The sequence below is a fragment of the Escherichia sp. SCLE84 genome, from assembly GCF_012584495.1.
In the GTDB taxonomy this organism is placed as follows: domain Bacteria; phylum Pseudomonadota; class Gammaproteobacteria; order Enterobacterales; family Enterobacteriaceae; genus ECMA0423.
Window position 1 is genome coordinate 4,361,199 of sequence record NZ_CP051430.1, and the last position, 17,496, is coordinate 4,378,694.

Annotated in this window: 16 protein-coding genes; 6 read left to right on the forward strand and 10 right to left on the reverse strand. The window is 53.9% G+C overall.

What is annotated here, in order from left to right:
• Positions 1–2 precede the first annotated feature (2 nt).
• A complete protein-coding gene (gene ascF, locus HGD79_RS21130; RefSeq protein WP_001107857.1) occupies positions 3–1,460 on the reverse strand; it encodes a PTS cellobiose/arbutin/salicin transporter subunit IIBC in 1,458 nt (485 codons plus the stop codon).
• Positions 1,461–1,719: 259 nt separating this feature from the next.
• Here ascF and ascG point away from each other — a divergent pair, with 259 nt between their 5' ends.
• From ascG to hypF, 3 genes are all read left to right on the forward strand, one after another.
• The gene (ascG, locus tag HGD79_RS21135) at positions 1,720–2,730 is read left to right on the forward strand and encodes a DNA-binding transcriptional regulator AscG (protein WP_001402444.1); all 1,011 of its coding nucleotides are present in this window, start codon (positions 1,720–1,722) and stop codon (positions 2,728–2,730) included.
• Positions 2,731–2,878: 148 nt separating this feature from the next.
• Positions 2,879–3,406 (forward strand): electron transport protein HydN, encoded by a 528-nt coding sequence (gene hydN, locus HGD79_RS21140; protein WP_059319463.1) that lies wholly within the window; start codon positions 2,879–2,881, stop codon positions 3,404–3,406.
• A gap of 152 nt (positions 3,407–3,558) precedes the next feature.
• Positions 3,559–5,811 carry a carbamoyltransferase HypF gene (gene hypF / locus HGD79_RS21145; RefSeq protein ID WP_001107673.1) on the forward strand — a complete coding sequence of 751 codons (2,253 nt, stop codon included), beginning with the start codon at positions 3,559–3,561 and terminating at the stop codon, positions 5,809–5,811.
• Positions 5,812–6,230: 419 nt separating this feature from the next.
• Here hypF and norW read toward each other — a convergent pair whose 3' ends face one another.
• Both norW and norV read right to left on the reverse strand, forming a co-directional pair.
• Entirely contained in the window at positions 6,231–7,364 is a 1,134-nt protein-coding gene (gene norW, locus HGD79_RS21150) for an NADH:flavorubredoxin reductase NorW (RefSeq protein ID WP_168848494.1), read from the reverse strand.
• On the reverse strand, positions 7,361–8,800 hold the full coding sequence (norV, locus tag HGD79_RS21155) for an anaerobic nitric oxide reductase flavorubredoxin (RefSeq protein WP_000029608.1): 1,440 nt from the start codon (positions 8,798–8,800) through the stop codon (positions 7,361–7,363). Before norV ends, norW begins: the two co-directional genes overlap by 4 nt.
• A gap of 186 nt (positions 8,801–8,986) precedes the next feature.
• Here norV and norR point away from each other — a divergent pair, with 186 nt between their 5' ends.
• Entirely contained in the window at positions 8,987–10,501 is a 1,515-nt protein-coding gene (norR, locus tag HGD79_RS21160; protein ID WP_168848495.1) for a nitric oxide reductase transcriptional regulator NorR, read from the forward strand.
• Here the strand turns inward: norR and gutQ are convergent.
• The 7 genes from gutQ to srlA form a co-directional block, all read right to left on the reverse strand.
• Positions 10,498–11,463, reverse strand: a complete 966-nt coding sequence (gene gutQ, locus HGD79_RS21165; RefSeq protein WP_001287446.1) for an arabinose-5-phosphate isomerase GutQ — start codon at positions 11,461–11,463, stop codon at positions 10,498–10,500. The genes norR and gutQ overlap by 4 nt on opposite strands.
• Positions 11,456–12,229, reverse strand: coding sequence for a glucitol operon DNA-binding transcriptional repressor SrlR (gene srlR, locus HGD79_RS21170; protein ID WP_000804546.1), 774 nt, complete (start codon positions 12,227–12,229; stop codon positions 11,456–11,458). Before srlR ends, gutQ begins: the two co-directional genes overlap by 8 nt.
• A gap of 66 nt (positions 12,230–12,295) precedes the next feature.
• Entirely contained in the window at positions 12,296–12,655 is a 360-nt protein-coding gene (gene gutM / locus HGD79_RS21175; protein WP_000252908.1) for a transcriptional regulator GutM, read from the reverse strand.
• 104 nt (positions 12,656–12,759) lie between these two features.
• The gene (gene srlD / locus HGD79_RS21180) at positions 12,760–13,539 is read right to left on the reverse strand and encodes a sorbitol-6-phosphate dehydrogenase (RefSeq protein WP_001077358.1); all 780 of its coding nucleotides are present in this window, start codon (positions 13,537–13,539) and stop codon (positions 12,760–12,762) included.
• A 3-nt stretch (positions 13,540–13,542) separates the two neighbouring features.
• Positions 13,543–13,914 (reverse strand): PTS glucitol/sorbitol transporter subunit IIA, encoded by a 372-nt coding sequence (gene srlB, locus HGD79_RS21185; RefSeq protein ID WP_000216215.1) that lies wholly within the window; start codon positions 13,912–13,914, stop codon positions 13,543–13,545.
• Between the two features lie 10 nt (positions 13,915–13,924).
• Positions 13,925–14,884 carry a PTS glucitol/sorbitol transporter subunit IIB gene (gene srlE, locus HGD79_RS21190; protein WP_000148875.1) on the reverse strand — a complete coding sequence of 320 codons (960 nt, stop codon included), beginning with the start codon at positions 14,882–14,884 and terminating at the stop codon, positions 13,925–13,927.
• Complete coding sequence (gene srlA, locus HGD79_RS21195) at positions 14,881–15,444, reverse strand: PTS glucitol/sorbitol transporter subunit IIC (RefSeq protein WP_000573321.1); 564 nt, start codon at positions 15,442–15,444, stop codon at positions 14,881–14,883. The genes srlE and srlA overlap by 4 nt, the downstream gene beginning before the upstream one ends.
• Before the next feature lie 255 nt (positions 15,445–15,699).
• Between srlA and mltB the strand changes: the two genes are divergently transcribed.
• Positions 15,700–16,785 carry a lytic murein transglycosylase B gene (gene mltB, locus HGD79_RS21200; RefSeq protein WP_001295177.1) on the forward strand — a complete coding sequence of 362 codons (1,086 nt, stop codon included), beginning with the start codon at positions 15,700–15,702 and terminating at the stop codon, positions 16,783–16,785.
• 144 nt (positions 16,786–16,929) lie between these two features.
• Complete coding sequence (pncC, locus tag HGD79_RS21205) at positions 16,930–17,427, forward strand: nicotinamide-nucleotide amidase (RefSeq protein ID WP_000132231.1); 498 nt, start codon at positions 16,930–16,932, stop codon at positions 17,425–17,427.
• Positions 17,428–17,496: the final 69 nt, after the last annotated feature.

Sequence of the window (17,496 nt, forward strand, 5' to 3'; positions counted from 1 at the left end):
CCTCAATTAAGACTTACTTCTTTGGCGACGGTCGGTTGTGCGCTCTGATGCTTTCGCGCCTCGGCAGCCGCTTCCTCAACAGGAATATCCTCAAAGCCGAGCAATAGTGTGAGGATAAACGACAGCACCACCGCCAGCGCCATGACCGCGAACACCCAGACGATGCTCATTGGATTCGCCGGATCGAAGAATTGCACGCTGGTAAATAACCCCGGCGCTGCCATTGAGTGGCTGGCAAGCCCCGCCATACCGGCAACCGCGCCGCAAATAAAACCGCTGATAAGACTGGCGATAAGCGGACGTTTCAGGCGGATCGCCACGCCGTATAACGCCGGTTCGGAAATCCCCGCCATAATGGCTGATGCCGCCGCAGCCAGCGCCGTCTGGCGCAGTTCCGGGTTTTTCGTTTTCCACGCCACCGCCAGTGATGAACCGCCCAGCGACAGGTTAGCGCCGATCTCTGACGGCATGACCATCCCTTCTTTGCCGGTTTCGGCAATGGTCTGAATGATGGTTGGCGTAAAGACGCGGTGCATCCCGGTCATTACCAGCAGAGGCCACAGCGCGCCCATAATGGCGACTGAAAGCCAGCCCAGATAACCATGAATGGTGTAAACCAGCGCCGAAATGGCGCTACCGATCCAGATACCAATCGGGCCAATCAGCAGGATTGCCAGCGGTGCGGCAATCAACACAATCAGCATTGGCTTGAGGAAGTTTTTGGTCACAGCCGGTGTAATGCGATCCACCCAGCGTTCGATATATGACAGGCACCAGGTCATCACCAGCGCCGGGATCACTGTGTAGGTGTATTTCACCGCGGTGACCGGGATCAGGGCAAATTCGACATGTTCACCCTGGGCCGCTTTCGCCATCAGTTCAATAAAGCTCGGATGTACCAGCACACCCGCGATGGCAATCGCCAGCGACATATTGGTTTTAAATTTGATGGCGGCCGAAGCCGCGACCATCAGCGGCAGGAAGAAGAAAGCACCGTCACCAATCACATTCAGAATAGTTAAGGTCGGCGATCCTTTTGTCAGCACGCCGCTCATCTCGAGGATCATCGCCAGCAGTTTGACCATCGATCCGCCGATAATCGCCGGGATCAGCGGTGACATGGTGCCGATCAGCGCATCGAGGATCCCCGCACCAATGCGACGTAGCGTGAGTTTGGGTTTACCTACGGGCTGTGCGGGCTGCATATCTCCCGGCAGCAGGCTGACGACTTCCTGAAAGGCTTGTGAAACGGTATTGCCGATAATCACCTGACACTGGTTGTCACTACGTACCACGCCGAGCACGCCGGGGATGGTTTTTAACGTCGGGCTGTCGATAAGCTGGTCATCTTTGATAACAAAGCGCAAACGCGTCATACAGTGCGTGACTGCCGAGATGTTATCAACGCCGCCCAGTGCCGCTATCACCGAGCGTGCCAGCGCCGCATAATTTTTGGCCATCGGATTTTATCCTGTTATCAGTAGGGTAGATGTAGTTGTTATCAGTCGACGTGACGGAAAAATGCCGATGCTGAAACGGAATTAGGAAACCGGTTTCACAAAATCATGAATAGTTGTCACTAAATAAGCAAGAGGGTTAATTGTTCATTTTTTATATTTGTGAAACCGGTCACCTGAATATTTTTCCCGCCGATTGCGCAAGGACAATCGGCAAACGGTGCAGTACACTGCGTTGATTGCGTGTAAAGGGATGAAAATGATGACGACGATGCTGGAAGTGGCGAAGCGCGCCGGGGTTTCAAAAGCGACCGTTTCCCGCGTGCTTTCAGGTAATGGCTACGTCAGCCAGGAGACTAAAGATCGCGTGTTTCAGGCGGTAGAAGAGAGCGGTTACCGCCCAAACTTGCTGGCGCGCAATCTGTCGGCGAAGAGTACTCAGACGCTGGGGCTGGTAGTGACCAACACGCTTTACCACGGCATTTATTTTAGTGAATTACTCTTTCATGCCGCGCGAATGGCGGAAGAGAAAGGGCGGCAGTTGCTATTGGCAGATGGTAAACACAGCGCCGAAGAAGAGCGCCAGGCGATTCAGTATCTGCTGGATTTGCGCTGCGACGCCATTATGATTTACCCGCGTTTTTTAAGCGTGGATGAGATCGATGACATTATTGACGCGCACAGTCAGCCGATAATGGTGCTTAATCGCCGCCTGCGCAAAAATAGCAGCCATAGCGTCTGGTGCGATCATAAACAGACCAGCTTTAATGCCGTGGCAGAGTTGATAAACGCCGGACATCAGGAGATTGCTTTCCTTACCGGCTCGATGGATTCCCCCACCAGCATTGAACGTCTTGCTGGGTATAAAGACGCGCTGGCGCAGCATGGTATTGCGCTCAATGAAAAACTTATCGCTAACGGTAAATGGACGCCCGCCAGCGGGGCCGAAGGGGTAGAAACGTTGCTCGAACGTGGGGCTAAATTTAGCGCGTTAGTTGCCAGTAACGACGATATGGCGATAGGTGCGATGAAAGCGTTGCACGAGCGCGGCGTAGCGGTGCCAGAGCAGGTGTCAGTTATCGGATTCGATGATATCGCAATTGCCCCCTATATCGTTCCGGCGCTCTCCAGCGTAAAAATTCCGGTGACTGAGATGATTCAGGAAATTATTGGACGGCTGATTTTTATGCTCGATGGCGGGGATTTCTCACCGCCGAAAACCTTCAGCGGAAAACTGATCCGCCGCGACTCACTCATTGCTCTTTCGCGATAAACATTGTCATCACATGTCATCGTCACTAGTGTCGATGACATCTTTTTTCCTGCATTACAGAAATTAATTTCCTTAAATAACAGTGAATTAAAAACTGGCATGATTTGTGAATGTATCGGCGCATTAACTGTCATTGCTGGAGAATTTGATGAACCGTTTCATCATTGCTGACGCGAGTAAATGTATTGGTTGCCGTACCTGTGAAGTGGCGTGCGTGGTTTCTCATCAGGAAAATCAGGACTGTGCATCGCTGACCCCGGAAACCTTTTTACCGCGAATCCATGTCATTAAAGGTGTGAACATTTCCACGGCGACAGTCTGCCGTCAGTGTGAAGATGCACCGTGCGCTAACGTCTGCCCGAATGGTGCTATCAGCCGTGATAAAGGGTTTGTTCATGTGATGCAGGAACGTTGCATTGGTTGCAAAACCTGCGTGGTGGCTTGCCCGTATGGCGCGATGGAAGTGGTGGTACGTCCGGTGATCCGCAACAGCGGCGCGGGGCTGAATGTATGGGCTGACAAAGCTGAAGCCAATAAATGCGACCTGTGCAACCATCGCGAAGACGGCCCGGCGTGTATGGCGGCTTGCCCGACCCATGCGCTGATTTGTGTCGATCGTAATAAACTTGAACAACTGAGCGCAGAAAAACGTCGCCGTACGGCGCTGATGTTCTAAAAATCTTATAGAACTGTTCTGGCATCAAAGGAATTCCCGGAAATATTCGTAGAATACGGAGCTGGCGGTATCGCCGACCTGAGACTGCCGGATACGACGCAGTCGTGTCCGGCAGGGCGGGTTACGCAATTCATGATGGCGGGAATAACTCAATGGCAAAAAACACATCTTGCGGTGTCCAACTGCGTATTCGTGGCAAAGTGCAGGGCGTCGGTTTTCGTCCGTTTGTCTGGCAGCTGGCACAGCAATTAAATCTTCACGGCGATGTCTGTAATGACGGCGATGGCGTAGAAGTCCGGCTGCTGGAAGACCCGGAAACGTTTCTTGTTCAATTGCATCAGCACTGCCCGCCGCTGGCGCGTATTGATAGCGTCGAGCGTGAGCCGTACATCTGGTCACAACTGCCCACCGAGTTCACTATACGCCAGAGCGCGGGAGGTGCCATGAATACGCAAATTGTCCCGGATGCCGCTACTTGCCCTGCCTGTCTTGCCGAAATGAATACCCCAGGCGAACGGCGTTATCGTTATCCGTTTATCAACTGTACCCACTGCGGCCCGCGTTTCACCATTATTCGCGCCATGCCTTACGACCGCCCGTTTACCGTGATGGCGGCGTTTCCGTTGTGTCCGGCTTGTGACAAAGAGTACCGCGACCCGCTCGATCGTCGCTTCCACGCCCAGCCGGTGGCCTGCCCGGAGTGTGGCCCACATCTTGAATGGGTAAGTCATGGTGAACATGCAGAACAAGAGGCGGCATTACAGGCGGCTATCGCACAGTTAAAAATGGGCAACATTGTCGCCATCAAAGGGATTGGCGGATTTCATCTTGCCTGCGATGCACGTAACAGTAACGCGGTGGCGACACTGCGGGCGCGCAAACATCGCCCGGCGAAACCGCTGGCGGTCATGTTGCCAGTGGCTGACGGTTTACCAGACGCTGCGCGCCAGTTGCTTACCACGCCCGCCGCGCCGATTGTGCTGGTGGATAAAAAATACGTTCCTGAGCTTTGTGATGATATCGCCCCTGACCTTAACGAAGTCGGGGTAATGTTGCCTGCGAACCCGCTCCAGCATTTGCTGTTACAGGAACTGCAATGCCCGCTGGTGATGACCTCCGGCAACCTGAGCGGTAAACCACCAGCTATCAGCAACGAACAGGCGCTGGCGGATTTGCAGGGCATTGCCGACGGATTCTTGATACATAACCGCGACATCGTGCAGCGGATGGATGATTCGGTGGTGCGCGAAAGCGGCGAAATGCTGCGCCGTTCACGCGGGTATGTGCCGGATGCGCTGGTTTTGCCTCCGGGCTTTAAAAATGTTCCGCCTGTGCTGTGTCTTGGCGCGGATCTGAAAAACACCTTCTGCCTGGTGCGCGGTGAACAAGCGGTGTTGAGTCAGCATCTGGGCGATTTAAGTGACGATGGCATCCAGATGCAGTGGCGCGAAGCGTTACGCCTGATGCAAAACATCTACGATTTCACTCCGCAATACGTTGTGCATGACGTGCATCCGGGCTATGTCTCCAGCCAGTGGGCGAGCGAAATGAATATGCCGACGCAAACGGTGCTGCATCATCATGCCCACGCAGCGGCGTGTCTGGCAGAGCATCAGTGGCCGCTGGATGGCGGTGATGTCATTGCTTTGACGCTCGATGGTATCGGTATGGGGGAGAACGGCGCTTTGTGGGGCGGCGAGTGTCTGCGGGTGAACTATCGCGAATGTGAGCACCTGGGCGGCTTGCCTGCAGTGGCGCTTCCGGGTGGCGATTTGGCGGCGACGCAGCCGTGGCGAAACCTGCTGGCGCAGTGCCTGCGCTTTGTGCCGGAGTGGCAGAATTATTCTGAAACAGCAAGTGTGCAACAGCAAAACTGGAGCGTGCTGGCGCGGGCCATTGAGCGTGGAATTAACGCGCCGCTGGCGTCATCGTGTGGGCGGTTGTTCGATGCCGTGGCGGCGGCACTGGGCTGTGCGCCAGCCACGTTAAGTTATGAAGGTGAAGCGGCTTGTGCTCTGGAGGCACTCGCAGCTTCGTGCCACGGAGTGACGCATCCGGTGACAATGCCGCTGGTGGACAATCAACTGGATCTCGCCACTTTCTGGCAGCAGTGGCTGAACTGGCAGGCACCGGTTAATCAACGCGCGTGGGCGTTTCATGATGCGCTGGCGCAGGGTTTTGCCGCGTTGATGCGTGAGCAGGCCACGATGCGTGGTATCACTACGCTGGTATTTAGCGGCGGGGTTATTCATAACCGTTTGCTGCGTGCACGTCTGGCGCATTATCTCGCTGATTTCACATTGCTCTTTCCACAGAGTTTACCGGCGGGTGATGGCGGTTTGTCTCTGGGGCAGGGGGTTATTGCTGCGGCGCGTTGGTTAGCGGGTGAAGTCCAGAACGGATAAAACGTGTTGCATTTGGACACCATTGCCGGATGCGGCGTAAACGCCTTATCCGGCCTACACATGCGTCCCCGTAGGTCGGATAAGACGCGCCAGCGTCGCATCCGACATTTTGGGTACAGTAGCTGGATGCGACATGAACGCATTATGTGACCAACACATGCGCTCCCCGTAGGTCGGATAAGATGCGCCAGCATCGCATCCGACATTTTGGGCACAGTAGCTGGATGCGATATGAACGCATTATGTGACCAACACATGCCTCCCCGTAGGTCGGGTAAGACGCGCCAGCATCGCATCCGACATTTTGGGTACAGTAGGCGGATGCGACATGAACGCATTATGTGACCAACACATGCGTCCCCGTAGGTCGGATAAGACGCGCCAGCGTCGCATCCGACATTTTAGGCACAGTAGCCCACCTACACCGGCAACGTTTTCAACAATCCAAATGCCTCTTTCATCCGATCCTCACTGACCACAAAGGCGCGAAGCTGGTCGGCACCGTCAACGCCGCGCGCCACCATTCCCTGGCTTTCGGTACAAATCTGCCAGCGCAAATCCCGACGCTGGGTTTCGCCTGCCAGATGCAGCGGTAATTCCGGCGTTTTGATTTTCACCAGCATCGCCGGGAGTTTCAGCGGCGTGTTATTGCCGAGAAGATTTTTTGCCAGCACCATCGCGCTAAGTTGAATCGGCTGGAGGAACGGCAATACCTGACCGTTAATTTCCGCGCAATCGCCCAGCGCGTAAATATCGGCATTACGGGTTTGCAGATAACTATCGACGCAAACGCCGCGATTAATCGTCAGCCCGGCGCGTCGTGCCAGGGTGGTTTCCGGGCGCAGTCCGGTGGCGGCAATTACCGCATCCACTTCGATACTGCGCTGGCGGTCCAGCGTTGCCAGAATGCCAGAATCTGTTTTTTCCAGCCCCTGCAACTGAGATTTCAACAGCAGATGAACACCCATCTCCGTCAACCGATGCTGCAAGCGGCTGCTTACTTCCGGTGGCATTAACGACGCCAGAATACTGGCAGCGTTGTCGATTAGCGTGACCGCTTTGCCTGCCCGACAAAAATCCATCGCCAGTTCGCTACCAATCAAACCACCGCCAACAATCAACACGCGTCGGGCATCCCGCAGTTGCGTTTCACAGGCGCGATACTCTTGCTGACTATTTAACGTCAGCATTAACTCACGCCCAGGCACAGGCGGGACAAAGGCGCTGGCACCAGTTGCCAGCACCAGCTTGTCGTATTGCCACTGATTATTCTGGCTTTTCACCACACGGGCTTCGGCATCGATATCCGTCACCCAGGTGTGCGGAAACAGGCGCAGATTAAACTGCTCGGCAAATTCACCCGCCGTCTGGCGGGTAAGGTCGTCGGCACGTTGCCCCTGACTGATAACATGGCTGAGGTCAGGTTTGTTGTACTCATCTATGCTGTCGGCGGCAATCAGGGTTAATGGAATAGTGGCGTCCTGTTTGCGAATATTTTTCACCAGTTGGCGGGCGGCGAAGCCCGAACCGATGATCACAATGCCGTTGCTCATTTTGCCTCCGATGCCAGTTCGTCAAAGACGTCTTTGCCGAGGGAGCATTCCGGGCAGAGGAAGTTATCCGGGACTTCACTCCACGGCGTTCCTGGTGCAACGTCCTGCATTGGCTCGCCTTTTGCCGGATCGTAAATCCACTGGCAGACGCTGCATTGCATCCGTGGGCCGAGGTCGGACGTCGTGGTGGCAGAGGTTTCTTCTTTAACCACCGTATTAACCGTGCACTGCGGCAGCGGCGCGAGCGCCCACTGACGGGCGATTTCGCGACCGTGTTCACGGCATAACTCCAGAGCGTCCTGGTCTGGTCGCCATTTCGCTTTCAGGCTGAGCGACATTTCGAAACCCGCATCCTGCAGGCGCGTGGAAAGGCGATCCACCGCACCGCCGCTCCAGCCGTGAGATCCGAAAGCACTGGCGCGTTTGTTACGGAAGCGTAATCCGGTCATCTCCTCCACCAGCCCGGCGATTTTCGGCATCATCACGTTATTCATCGTCGAAGTGCCGACCAGCACGCCTTTTGAGCGGAAGACATTGGTCAGGATTTCGTTTTTATCGCTTCGGGCGACGTTGAAAATTTTCACCGCCACGCGTGGGTCGGTTTCCGCAATCCCCTGGGCGATAGCGTCAGCCATCATGCGGGTGTTATTCGACATGGTGTCGTAGAAAATGGTGATTCTGTCTTCCTGATAATCCGCCGCCCATTTCAGGTACAGCTCGACAATTTGCGTCGGGTTATCGCGCCATACCACGCCGTGAGAGGTCGCTATCATATCGACTGGTAAGTTAAAGCCCAGGATCTCGGTAATTTTCGGCGTTACCAGACGGCTGAACGGCGTCAGGATATTGGCGTAGTAACGCTGGCACTGCTCGAAAAGCTCCGTCTGATCCACTTCATCGTTGAACAGATGCTCGTCGCAGTAGTGCTGACCGAAAGCATCGTTACTGAACAGCACCGCGTCGCCTGTCAGGTAAGTCATCATGCTGTCCGGCCAGTGCAGCATTGGTGTTTCGACAAAAATGAGCTGTTTGCCGTTACCGATATCCAGCGTGTCGCCAGTTTTCACCACATTAAAATTCCACTCCGGATGATGGTGATGACCATTTATCGAGTCGATAGCGTTGGCAGTACAGTAGATCGGCGTATCGGGAATTTGCGCCATCAGTTCGGTCAGCGCCCCGGCGTGGTCCTCTTCTGCATGGTTAATCACGATGTAATCGATATCCGCCAGATCGATTTCATTACGCAGGTTCTGCACAAATTCGCGGCTGAATTTATGGTCGACGGTGTCGATCAGCACGTTTTTTTCTTCGCGGATGAGGTAGCTGTTGTAACTGCTGCCGCGCAGCGTTTTATATTCTGTACCGTGAAAATCACGCACTTCCCAGTCACGTTGACCCACCCAATGAATGTTATTTTTCACCACAATAGACATAGCAACCTCAATTTATTCAGCGTGTTCTAAAAAGATGTCTTGCTAATTGCAGATTGCGTGCCAGTTTTTTATCTAATTGTTTTTACTCTATAAATAAAATTATGCTCATTAGTGAGTAGTCAAAATGACTATTAATCAAATGGTCGATATGACAATATCTATAGTCAAATTGACAGTGAGGCAAAGATGAGTTTTTCCGTTGATGTGCTGGCGAATATCGCCATCGAATTGCAGCGTGGGATTGGTCATCAGGATCGTTTTCAGCGCCTGATCACCACGCTGCGTCAGGTGCTGGAGTGCGATGCGTCTGCGTTGCTACGTTACGACTCGCGGCAGTTTATTCCGCTTGCCATCGACGGTCTGGCAAAGGATGTACTCGGTAGACGCTTTGCGCTGGAAGGGCATCCACGGCTGGAAGCGATTGCCCGCGCCGGGGACGTGGTGCGCTTTCCCGCAGACAGCGAATTGCCCGATCCCTATGATGGTTTGATTCCCGGACAGGAGAGTCTGAAGGTCCACGCCTGCGTTGGTCTGCCATTGTTTGCCGGGCAAAACCTGATCGGCGCATTGACGCTCGACGGGATGCAGCCCGATCAGTTCGATGTTTTCAGTGACGAAGAGTTACGGCTGATTGCTGCGCTGGCGGCGGGAGCGTTAAGCAATGCGTTGCTGATTGAGCAACTGGAAAGCCAGAATATATTGCCGGGCGATGCCGCGCCGTTTGAAGCGGTGAAACAGACGCAGATGATTGGCTTGTCGCCAGGCATGACGCAACTGAAAAAAGAGATTGAGATTGTGGCGGCGTCCGATCTCAACGTCCTGATCAGCGGTGAGACGGGAACCGGTAAGGAGCTGGTGGCGAAAGCGATTCATGAAGCCTCGCCACGGGCGGTGAATCCGCTGGTCTATCTCAACTGTGCCGCACTGCCGGAAAGTGTGGCGGAAAGTGAGTTGTTCGGGCATGTGAAAGGAGCGTTTACTGGCGCTATCAGTAACCGCAGCGGGAAGTTTGAAATGGCGAATAACGGCACGCTGTTTCTGGATGAGATCGGCGAGTTGTCGTTGGCATTGCAGGCCAAGCTGCTGAGGGTGTTGCAGTATGGCGATATTCAGCGCGTTGGCGATGACCGTAGTTTGCGGGTCGATGTGCGCGTGCTGGCGGCGACTAACCGCGATTTACGCGAAGAGGTGCTGGCAGGGCGATTTCGCGCTGACTTGTTCCACCGCCTGAGCGTGTTTCCACTTTCGGTGCCGCCGCTGCGTGAGCGGGGGGATGATGTCATTCTGCTGGCGGGGTATTTCTGCGAGCAGTGTCGTTTGCGGCTGGGGCTCTCCCGCGTGGTATTAAGTGCTGGAGCGCGAAATTTACTGCAACACTATCGTTTTCCGGGGAACGTGCGCGAACTGGAACATGCTATTCATCGGGCGGTAGTGCTGGCGAGAGCCACCCGCAGCGGCGATGAAGTGATTCTTGAGGCGCAACATTTTGCTTTTCCTGAGGTGACGTTGCCGACGCCAGAAGTGGCGGCGGTGCCCGTTGTTAAGCAAAATCTACGTGAAGCGACAGAAGCGTTCCAGCGTGAAACTATTCGCCAGGCACTGGCACAAAATCATCACAACTGGGCTGCCTGCGCGCGGATGCTGGAAACCAACGTCGCCAACCTGCATCGGCTGGCGAAACGTCTGGGATTGAAGGATTAAATAATCCCGGCCTGATAGAAATCCTGCAGGTTAATTGCGCCGGTGAGTTTGCCGTTTTCATCCACCACCGGTGCGGCAGTGATTTTGCGCTTCATCAGGATCTCTTTGGCGTCGATGGCACGACTTTGCGATTGCAACGTGGTGCCGCCGACCGTCATCGCTTCATTAACTGGCGTGGTGAGTGCGCCGCCGCCAACCAGCCAGCGACGTAAATCGCCGTCGGTAAAGACGCCTTGTACCTGTTGTTGAGCGTCACATACCGCCACCAGCCCCAGACCGGTGCGACTGAGCTCCAGCATCGCATCCATCACGCTGGCGGTTAACGCTACCTGCGGGATAGCGTCATCACGGCGCATCAGATGATGCACTTTATTCAGCAAGCGAGCGCCCAGTGCCCCGGCTGGGTGGGAGCGGGCAAAATCTTCTTCATTAAATCCGCGCGCCTGCATGACCGCCATCGCCAGCGCGTCACCCATCATCAGGGTATTGACGGTGCTGGAGGTCGGCGCAAGGTGCATCGGGCAGGCTTCGCGTTCTACGGAGATATCAAGCACCGCTTTTGCCGCCAGGCCCAGCGGTGACGTCGGTTTGCCGGTCATCGCCAGCAGCGCGATAGATTTATCTTCCAGACGCGGAATAATCAGATCCAGTTCCTTCGCGCCACCGGAGTAAGAGATAAACAGCATCACATCGCGGCTTTCAATCATCCCCAGATCGCCGTGCAGTGCTTCTGCCGGATGGACAAAAAAAGCCGGTGTGCCGGTACTGGCAAGTGTTGCGGCGATTTTCTTACCAATGTGGCCCGATTTGCCAATTCCCGAAACCACCACTTTGCCTTCGCAGTGCAGGATGATATTGGCGGCGCGAACAAAATCATCGCCCAGACGTTCCGGTAAACGGCTTGCTTCCTGCAACTCCAGCATTAACGTCTGACGTCCCGCGTTCTGTAGTGCTTCACTCATTGCTCTCTCCGGTTATGATCACATCGATCCCTTTCTCTTCCAGCGCCTGACGAAACGCCGGATCGATACCTGCGTCGGTAATCAGCTTATCGACGCTTTCAAGACTGCAAACTACGTTGGGGCTTTTACGGCCAAACTTTGATGAGTCCGCCATCAAAATCACTTCGCGCGCGGCATTGCACATTGCCTTACTGACGGTATAAACCTCGTTGAAGGTGGTTACGCCCGCATTGAGATCGATGCCGTCGGTGCCCATAAACAATTTATCGAAACTGAAATGTTCGAAGGCATTCTCTGCCAGCTGTCCGTGAAATGAGGCCGATTTTTTACGAAACGTTCCGCCTGGCATCAGGATAGTTTGTTCGTTATCCAGTTCGGATAGCGCATTGACGATATGCAGGCTGTTGGTCATCACCGTGATGTTATTAAAGCGCGAGAGCAGGGGAACCATCTGCAAAACGGTACTGCCAGCATCAAGAATGATCGAATCGCCATCATGGATAAAACTAACGGCAGCTTCTGCAATCAGCTCTTTCTTGTGGGTGTTGATGAGTGTTTTATGATCGATAGGCGGATCGGATTCCTCTTTATTCAACACCACTCCGCCATAAGTACGAATGACGGTTCCGGCATGTTCCAGAATGACCAGATCTTTGCGAATGGTTGTGCCTGTGGTGTCAAAGTATTGCGCCAATTCTTCAACCGAGCATTTACCCTGCTTTTGCAGATACTCCAGAATGGCGGCCTGACGCTGACGAGGTTTCATGGGCGTGATTACCTGATTTAGGTTTCAAAATGATAACTTCGCAAGCAAGTAACATTCACAACGAAATTATCCACGTTTCAGTTTAAGCGCCAATGATAGAGCATTCTGTGATAGTGGATCATGGGGAAAGATCACATCGGGCTGTAAATCACCCGCATGCATGCCGGTAATTGCGGGAATTTTTTGCGGTCGGGCGAAGACGGTCAGTCCTTTCATAAACAAGGTGTCGACGATGCGCTGCTGATCGTCCAGCGCGATGGCGACCACGACCCGCGGTTTAAAGCGCCCGCTGGAACGGCCCACGCCAACCCGCCCTTGCTGGCATAGTGTGTCGAAGGCACGGTTAAAACGAGAAATTTGCCAGCCGCCTAAGGCCAGTTGCGCACACCAGGCGATAACGGCGACGGTGATGAGTGCGGATACCATAACTTTTCCTTAATGTAGTGGCGGAAGTCCTGTATGCCTGATGAGCGTAGCGCATCAGGCATTCTATAGTCTCACGGAGATCCTTAATGGATCTCCGCTGTTGATCAGAACATCACCTGACCGCCGGTGACATTGATCGACTGTCCGGTGCAGTACGACGCCTTAGGACTGGCGTAGAACAGCAGCATATTCAGCACATCTTGATAATCGCAGCCGCGTTTGAGCGGTACTTTGTCGATGTAATACTGCTCGACTTGATCCGGTTTGATACCCAGCTTGGTCGCGTATTGTGGCAACAGTGACTGGAACATCGGCGATTTCAGCAGGTTACCGAGCATCAGTGAATGCACCGTAATGCCGTACTCCGCCAGATCCAGCGCCAGTGATTGAGTCAGCCCGACGCCACCAAATTTCGCTGCGCTGTAGCCAGAGTTGTGTTTGCTGCCCACTTTGCCGGATTTCGAGTTGATCTGAATAATGCGACCCTGAATCCCGTCGCGGATCATCAAACGCGAAAATTCACGGGCACACAGGAAATAACCCACCAGATTCACTTGTAGCGAACGGTCAAAATCGCCGAGCTGGAAGTCGCTGATAAAGGCTGCTTTTGCTATTCCGGCGCTATAGACCAGCAAATCCACGCGACCAAAGATTTCATCTACCCCACGAGAGAGCGCCAGAACGCTTTGCTCGCTAGTGGCGTCAGCACCAAAACCGTACGCCATACTTTCACCATATTCGGCGTTAATTTCTTGTGCCACATTTGCGGCTTTGTCGCTCTGAATATCGACAACCGCGACGCGATACCCCTCGGCAGCCAGACCGTGGCACAGGAACGCGCCTAAGGTTTGCCCACCACCGATGACAACGGCAACCTGATTCATTTTTTACTCCTTAACAGATTCAAACTTCAAAACCGATCCCGGCGCGATATCGTCGGGTACAGGGCCTGCCACATGGACAGTGCCCGGAAATTCCGCTTCGTTTAAACCATCGAAGCGCAGGGTGACATGACCCAGTTCGCGAAGGTTGTCTTCCGCCACGCTGCCAACGGCGGTCACCGGATAGCGATGCTGCCCGAGCGTAAATTGCAAACCAGGATGGAGTTCACCTTTCAACTCGCCGTGGCAATGAATGAAGCAATACTCTTCGAGGTCCGCTGGCGCGCCTTCACGAAAGGTGATGAGCATCTGGTCGCTGAGGGCGTCAGTGGCACTCGCGCCGATACGGGTGATGGTGGTCTGATAAATAACGGTCATGTTTCAGCCTCTATTGATAGATAAAACCGGAGACAAACCAGGCGATCAGTACAGTCGGCGCGCCGGTTAAAAAGCGGCTCACCAGTACAGAAGGGACACCGACGCGAACCGTGTCCTGACGGGCTTCCGCCAGCGACAAACCGACCGGGATGAAGTCGCAGGCCGCCTGCGCGTTGATGGCAAACAGTGCCGGTAAAGCCAGATGCGGCGGAATATTGCCGAGACCAATCTGCACGCCAATCAATACGCCGATAACCTGTGCGATAACTGCGCCTGGGCCGAGGAAAGGTGAAAGCAGTGGGAAGGAGCAGATGAGCGCCAGCATGACCAGACCCAGTGGATGGCTCGCCAGCGGAGCAAGACCGTGGGCAATCCAGTCACCAAGGCCAGAAGCCATAATGATGCCAATGAGCGCCGAGACGAATGCCATAAACGGCAGAATGGTTTTTAATACAGTGTCGATGGTGTCACGACCAGATTGAAACAGCACCGCAACGGCGGACCCCATGCCCATTCCCACCTTCGCCAGTAAACCATCGCTTTGTTCGGTGATTTTCTTACTGGTGTCATAGTCACGGCCCACGGAAGAGGGTTGTGGTGTCGCATCACCCACTACAGTGATGTTTTCTTCTTTTACGCCAGAGACATAAATATCTTCCACAATGTACTGCGCCAGCGGACCGGACTTGCCCGTCGAGTGGATATTAATGGTGGGAATACGTCGTTTCGGATAGATGCCGCAGCGTAATGTGCCGCCACAGTCGATTACCGCGACACCAATTTCCGCCTCCGCGGGTTCACCTTCTTTAAATCCGTCAATAGCCTGCCAGCCAGTAAGCTGTGCCAGTTTGTCAACAATCGCAGGCCGGGTACCGGCGGTGATATAGACGATTTTTTTTCCCGGCGTGGCTTTCAGCTCAAGCGGGCCGCCCCAGCCACCCGTTCCTTTTTCGATCCGAATATGCGTCATGATGTTGCTCCTGCCAGGTGAACTTTTTGTTCAAGTTGAATGCCCATCTTTTTCTCAAAAATGGCGGTGGTCAGATCGGTCACCCAGCCGCGGAAGAAATTGGTGACCAGACCAACCAGCAGATAACTCACCGCCAGTGGGCCAAGTGGCAGGTTCAGCGTTGTCAGACCGCTGGCAATGCCAAGATAAACAAACAGTTCGCCAGGGTTGATATGGGGGAAGAGGCCATTCATTGAGTGGCAGCTATAAGAGGCCGCCGCGTAGTAGCTGGGTTTGTACTTTTCCGGCATAAAGCGACCCAGGCTTAGGGTCATCGGATTGCAAAAGACAAACGTGCCAATGCACGGTAACAGTAGGTAACGGGAAACAGGGTTACCGGCGCAACGTTGAGCAAAACGTTCAATACGATGCTGACCGATAAAATTAATCAGTGCGTTCATGATAACCAGCAGGCTAATCAACAGCGGAAGAATGCCGGTCACCATCCCGGTAAACACCTCTCCGCCCTTTTGGAACAGCCCGATAAACCACTCTGCACCATGAGTAATGGTTTCTATCATTGTTCTCTCCTTCAGGATTTATTGTTTTATTACCAAACGGCAACCTAATCTAATCAGATTGAAAGATTTAAAAGTGTTATTTTGATCGCAAAATGAAAGATAAATATTTTAATTTGAAAGTTTGAATAAAAGGATAGCGAGGGGAATGAGTTGAGTTATGTAAAGTCCGTATCGGGCAGTGACTACCGCTTCCTTGTGCGGGGCGTGATGCTTTACCATACTTGCCCCTGGTTGAATCTGTTAAATGGACCCCTCATGTTCAAGCGTCGTTATGTAACATTGCTTCCCCTTTTTGTGTTGCTTGCCGCCTGTAGCAGCAAGCCAAAACCTACTGAGACTGATACGACCACCGGAACGCCGTCTGGCGGCTTCCTGCTTGAGCCGCAGCACAATGTGATGCAGATGGGCGGCGATTTCGCTAATAACCCGAATGCCCAGCAGTTCATCGACAAAATGGTGAACAAACACGGTTTCGATCGTCAGCAGTTGCAGGAAATTCTCTCCCAGGCGAAACGTCTGGATTCGGTACTGCGGCTGATGGATAACCAGGCACCAACCACATCGGTGAAACCGCCATCAGGTCCGAACGGCGCATGGCTGCGTTATCGCAAAAAATTTATTACGCCGGACAACGTGCAGAACGGTGTGGTTTTCTGGAATCAGTATGAAGATGCGTTGAATCGCGCGTGGCAGGTGTATGGCGTACCGCCGGAAATTATCGTCGGGATTATCGGCGTTGAAACCCGCTGGGGGCGCGTGATGGGGAAAACTCGCATCCTCGATGCGCTGGCAACGCTGTCATTTAACTACCCACGCCGCGCGGAGTATTTCTCTGGCGAGCTGGAAACCTTCCTGTTGATGGCGCGCGACGAGCAGGACGATCCGCTCAATCTGAAAGGTTCCTTTGCCGGGGCGATGGGCTACGGACAGTTTATGCCGTCGTCTTACAAACAATATGCGGTAGATTTCAGCGGCGACGGGCATATCAACCTGTGGGATCCGGTTGATGCGATCGGTAGCGTGGCGAACTATTTCAAAGCGCACGGCTGGGTGAAAGGCGATCAGGTCGCGGTAATGGCAAACGGTCAGGCTCCAGGCTTGCCAAATGGCTTCAAAACTAAGTACAGCATTTCGCAGCTTGCCGCCGCAGGTTTAACGCCACAGCAGCCGCTGGGCAACCATCAACAAGCCAGCCTGCTGCGTCTGGATGTTGGCACCGGCTACCAGTACTGGTACGGTCTGCCGAACTTCTACACCATCACCCGTTACAACCACAGCACCCATTACGCAATGGCGGTCTGGCAGTTAGGACAAGCCGTGGCGCTGGCGCGAGTACAGTAGCTATTTACAAGAGGGGGGCGTGAGCTTCCCTCTGGCTAATCAGCTTTTTTCTGAATCCTCCTCGTAAAATTGCAACGCCAACACCATCTTCCTGACGAAAGTGCTATCTTGTCCGGCATAAATTTTTGACTGACAGAGGTTGTGATGACTGACAGTGAACTGATGCAGTTAAGTGAACAGGTTGGGCAGGCGCTGAAAGCCCGTGGCGCAACCGTAACAACTGCCGAGTCTTGTACCGGTGGTTGGGTAGCGAAAGTGATTACCGATATTGCCGGTAGCTCCGCCTGGTTTGAACGCGGATTTGTCACCTACAGTAACGAAGCCAAAGCGCAGATGATCGGCGTACGCGAAGAGACGCTGGCGCAGCATGGCGCGGTGAGTGAACCCGTCGTGGTGGAAATGGCGATAGGCGCACTGAAAGCGGCTCGTGCTGATTATGCCGTGTCTATTAGTGGTATCGCCGGGCCGGATGGCGGCAGTGAAGAGAAGCCTGTCGGCACCGTCTGGTTTGCTTTTGCCACTGCCCGCGGTGAAGGCATTACCCGGCGGGAATGCTTCAGCGGCGACCGTGATGCGGTGCGTCGTCAGGCTACTGCGTATGCATTGCAGACCTTGTGGCAACAATTTCTACAAAACACTTGATACTGTATGAGCATACAGTATAATTGCTTCAACAGAACATATTGACTATCCGGTATTACCCGGCATGAC

Coding starts and splice junctions, on each gene's coding strand:
- mltB (WP_001295177.1), top strand. CDS start 15,700: ATGTTCAAGCGTCGTTATGTAACATTGCTTCCCCTTTTTGTGTTGCTT.
- norW (WP_168848494.1), bottom strand. CDS start 7,364: ATGAGCAACGGCATTGTGATCATCGGTTCGGGCTTCGCCGCCCGCCAA.
- gutM (WP_000252908.1), bottom strand. CDS start 12,655: ATGGTATCCGCACTCATCACCGTCGCCGTTATCGCCTGGTGTGCGCAA.
- hydN (WP_059319463.1), top strand. CDS start 2,879: ATGAACCGTTTCATCATTGCTGACGCGAGTAAATGTATTGGTTGCCGT.
- srlR (WP_000804546.1), bottom strand. CDS start 12,229: ATGAAACCTCGTCAGCGTCAGGCCGCCATTCTGGAGTATCTGCAAAAG.
- ascG (WP_001402444.1), top strand. CDS start 1,720: ATGACGACGATGCTGGAAGTGGCGAAGCGCGCCGGGGTTTCAAAAGCG.
- ascF (WP_001107857.1), bottom strand. CDS start 1,460: ATGGCCAAAAATTATGCGGCGCTGGCACGCTCGGTGATAGCGGCACTG.
- norR (WP_168848495.1), top strand. CDS start 8,987: ATGAGTTTTTCCGTTGATGTGCTGGCGAATATCGCCATCGAATTGCAG.
- srlD (WP_001077358.1), bottom strand. CDS start 13,539: ATGAATCAGGTTGCCGTTGTCATCGGTGGTGGGCAAACCTTAGGCGCG.
- srlE (WP_000148875.1), bottom strand. CDS start 14,884: ATGACGCATATTCGGATCGAAAAAGGAACGGGTGGCTGGGGCGGCCCG.
- srlA (WP_000573321.1), bottom strand. CDS start 15,444: ATGATAGAAACCATTACTCATGGTGCAGAGTGGTTTATCGGGCTGTTC.
- pncC (WP_000132231.1), top strand. CDS start 16,930: ATGACTGACAGTGAACTGATGCAGTTAAGTGAACAGGTTGGGCAGGCG.
- norV (WP_000029608.1), bottom strand. CDS start 8,800: ATGTCTATTGTGGTGAAAAATAACATTCATTGGGTGGGTCAACGTGAC.
- srlB (WP_000216215.1), bottom strand. CDS start 13,914: ATGACCGTTATTTATCAGACCACCATCACCCGTATCGGCGCGAGTGCC.
- hypF (WP_001107673.1), top strand. CDS start 3,559: ATGGCAAAAAACACATCTTGCGGTGTCCAACTGCGTATTCGTGGCAAA.
- gutQ (WP_001287446.1), bottom strand. CDS start 11,463: ATGAGTGAAGCACTACAGAACGCGGGACGTCAGACGTTAATGCTGGAG.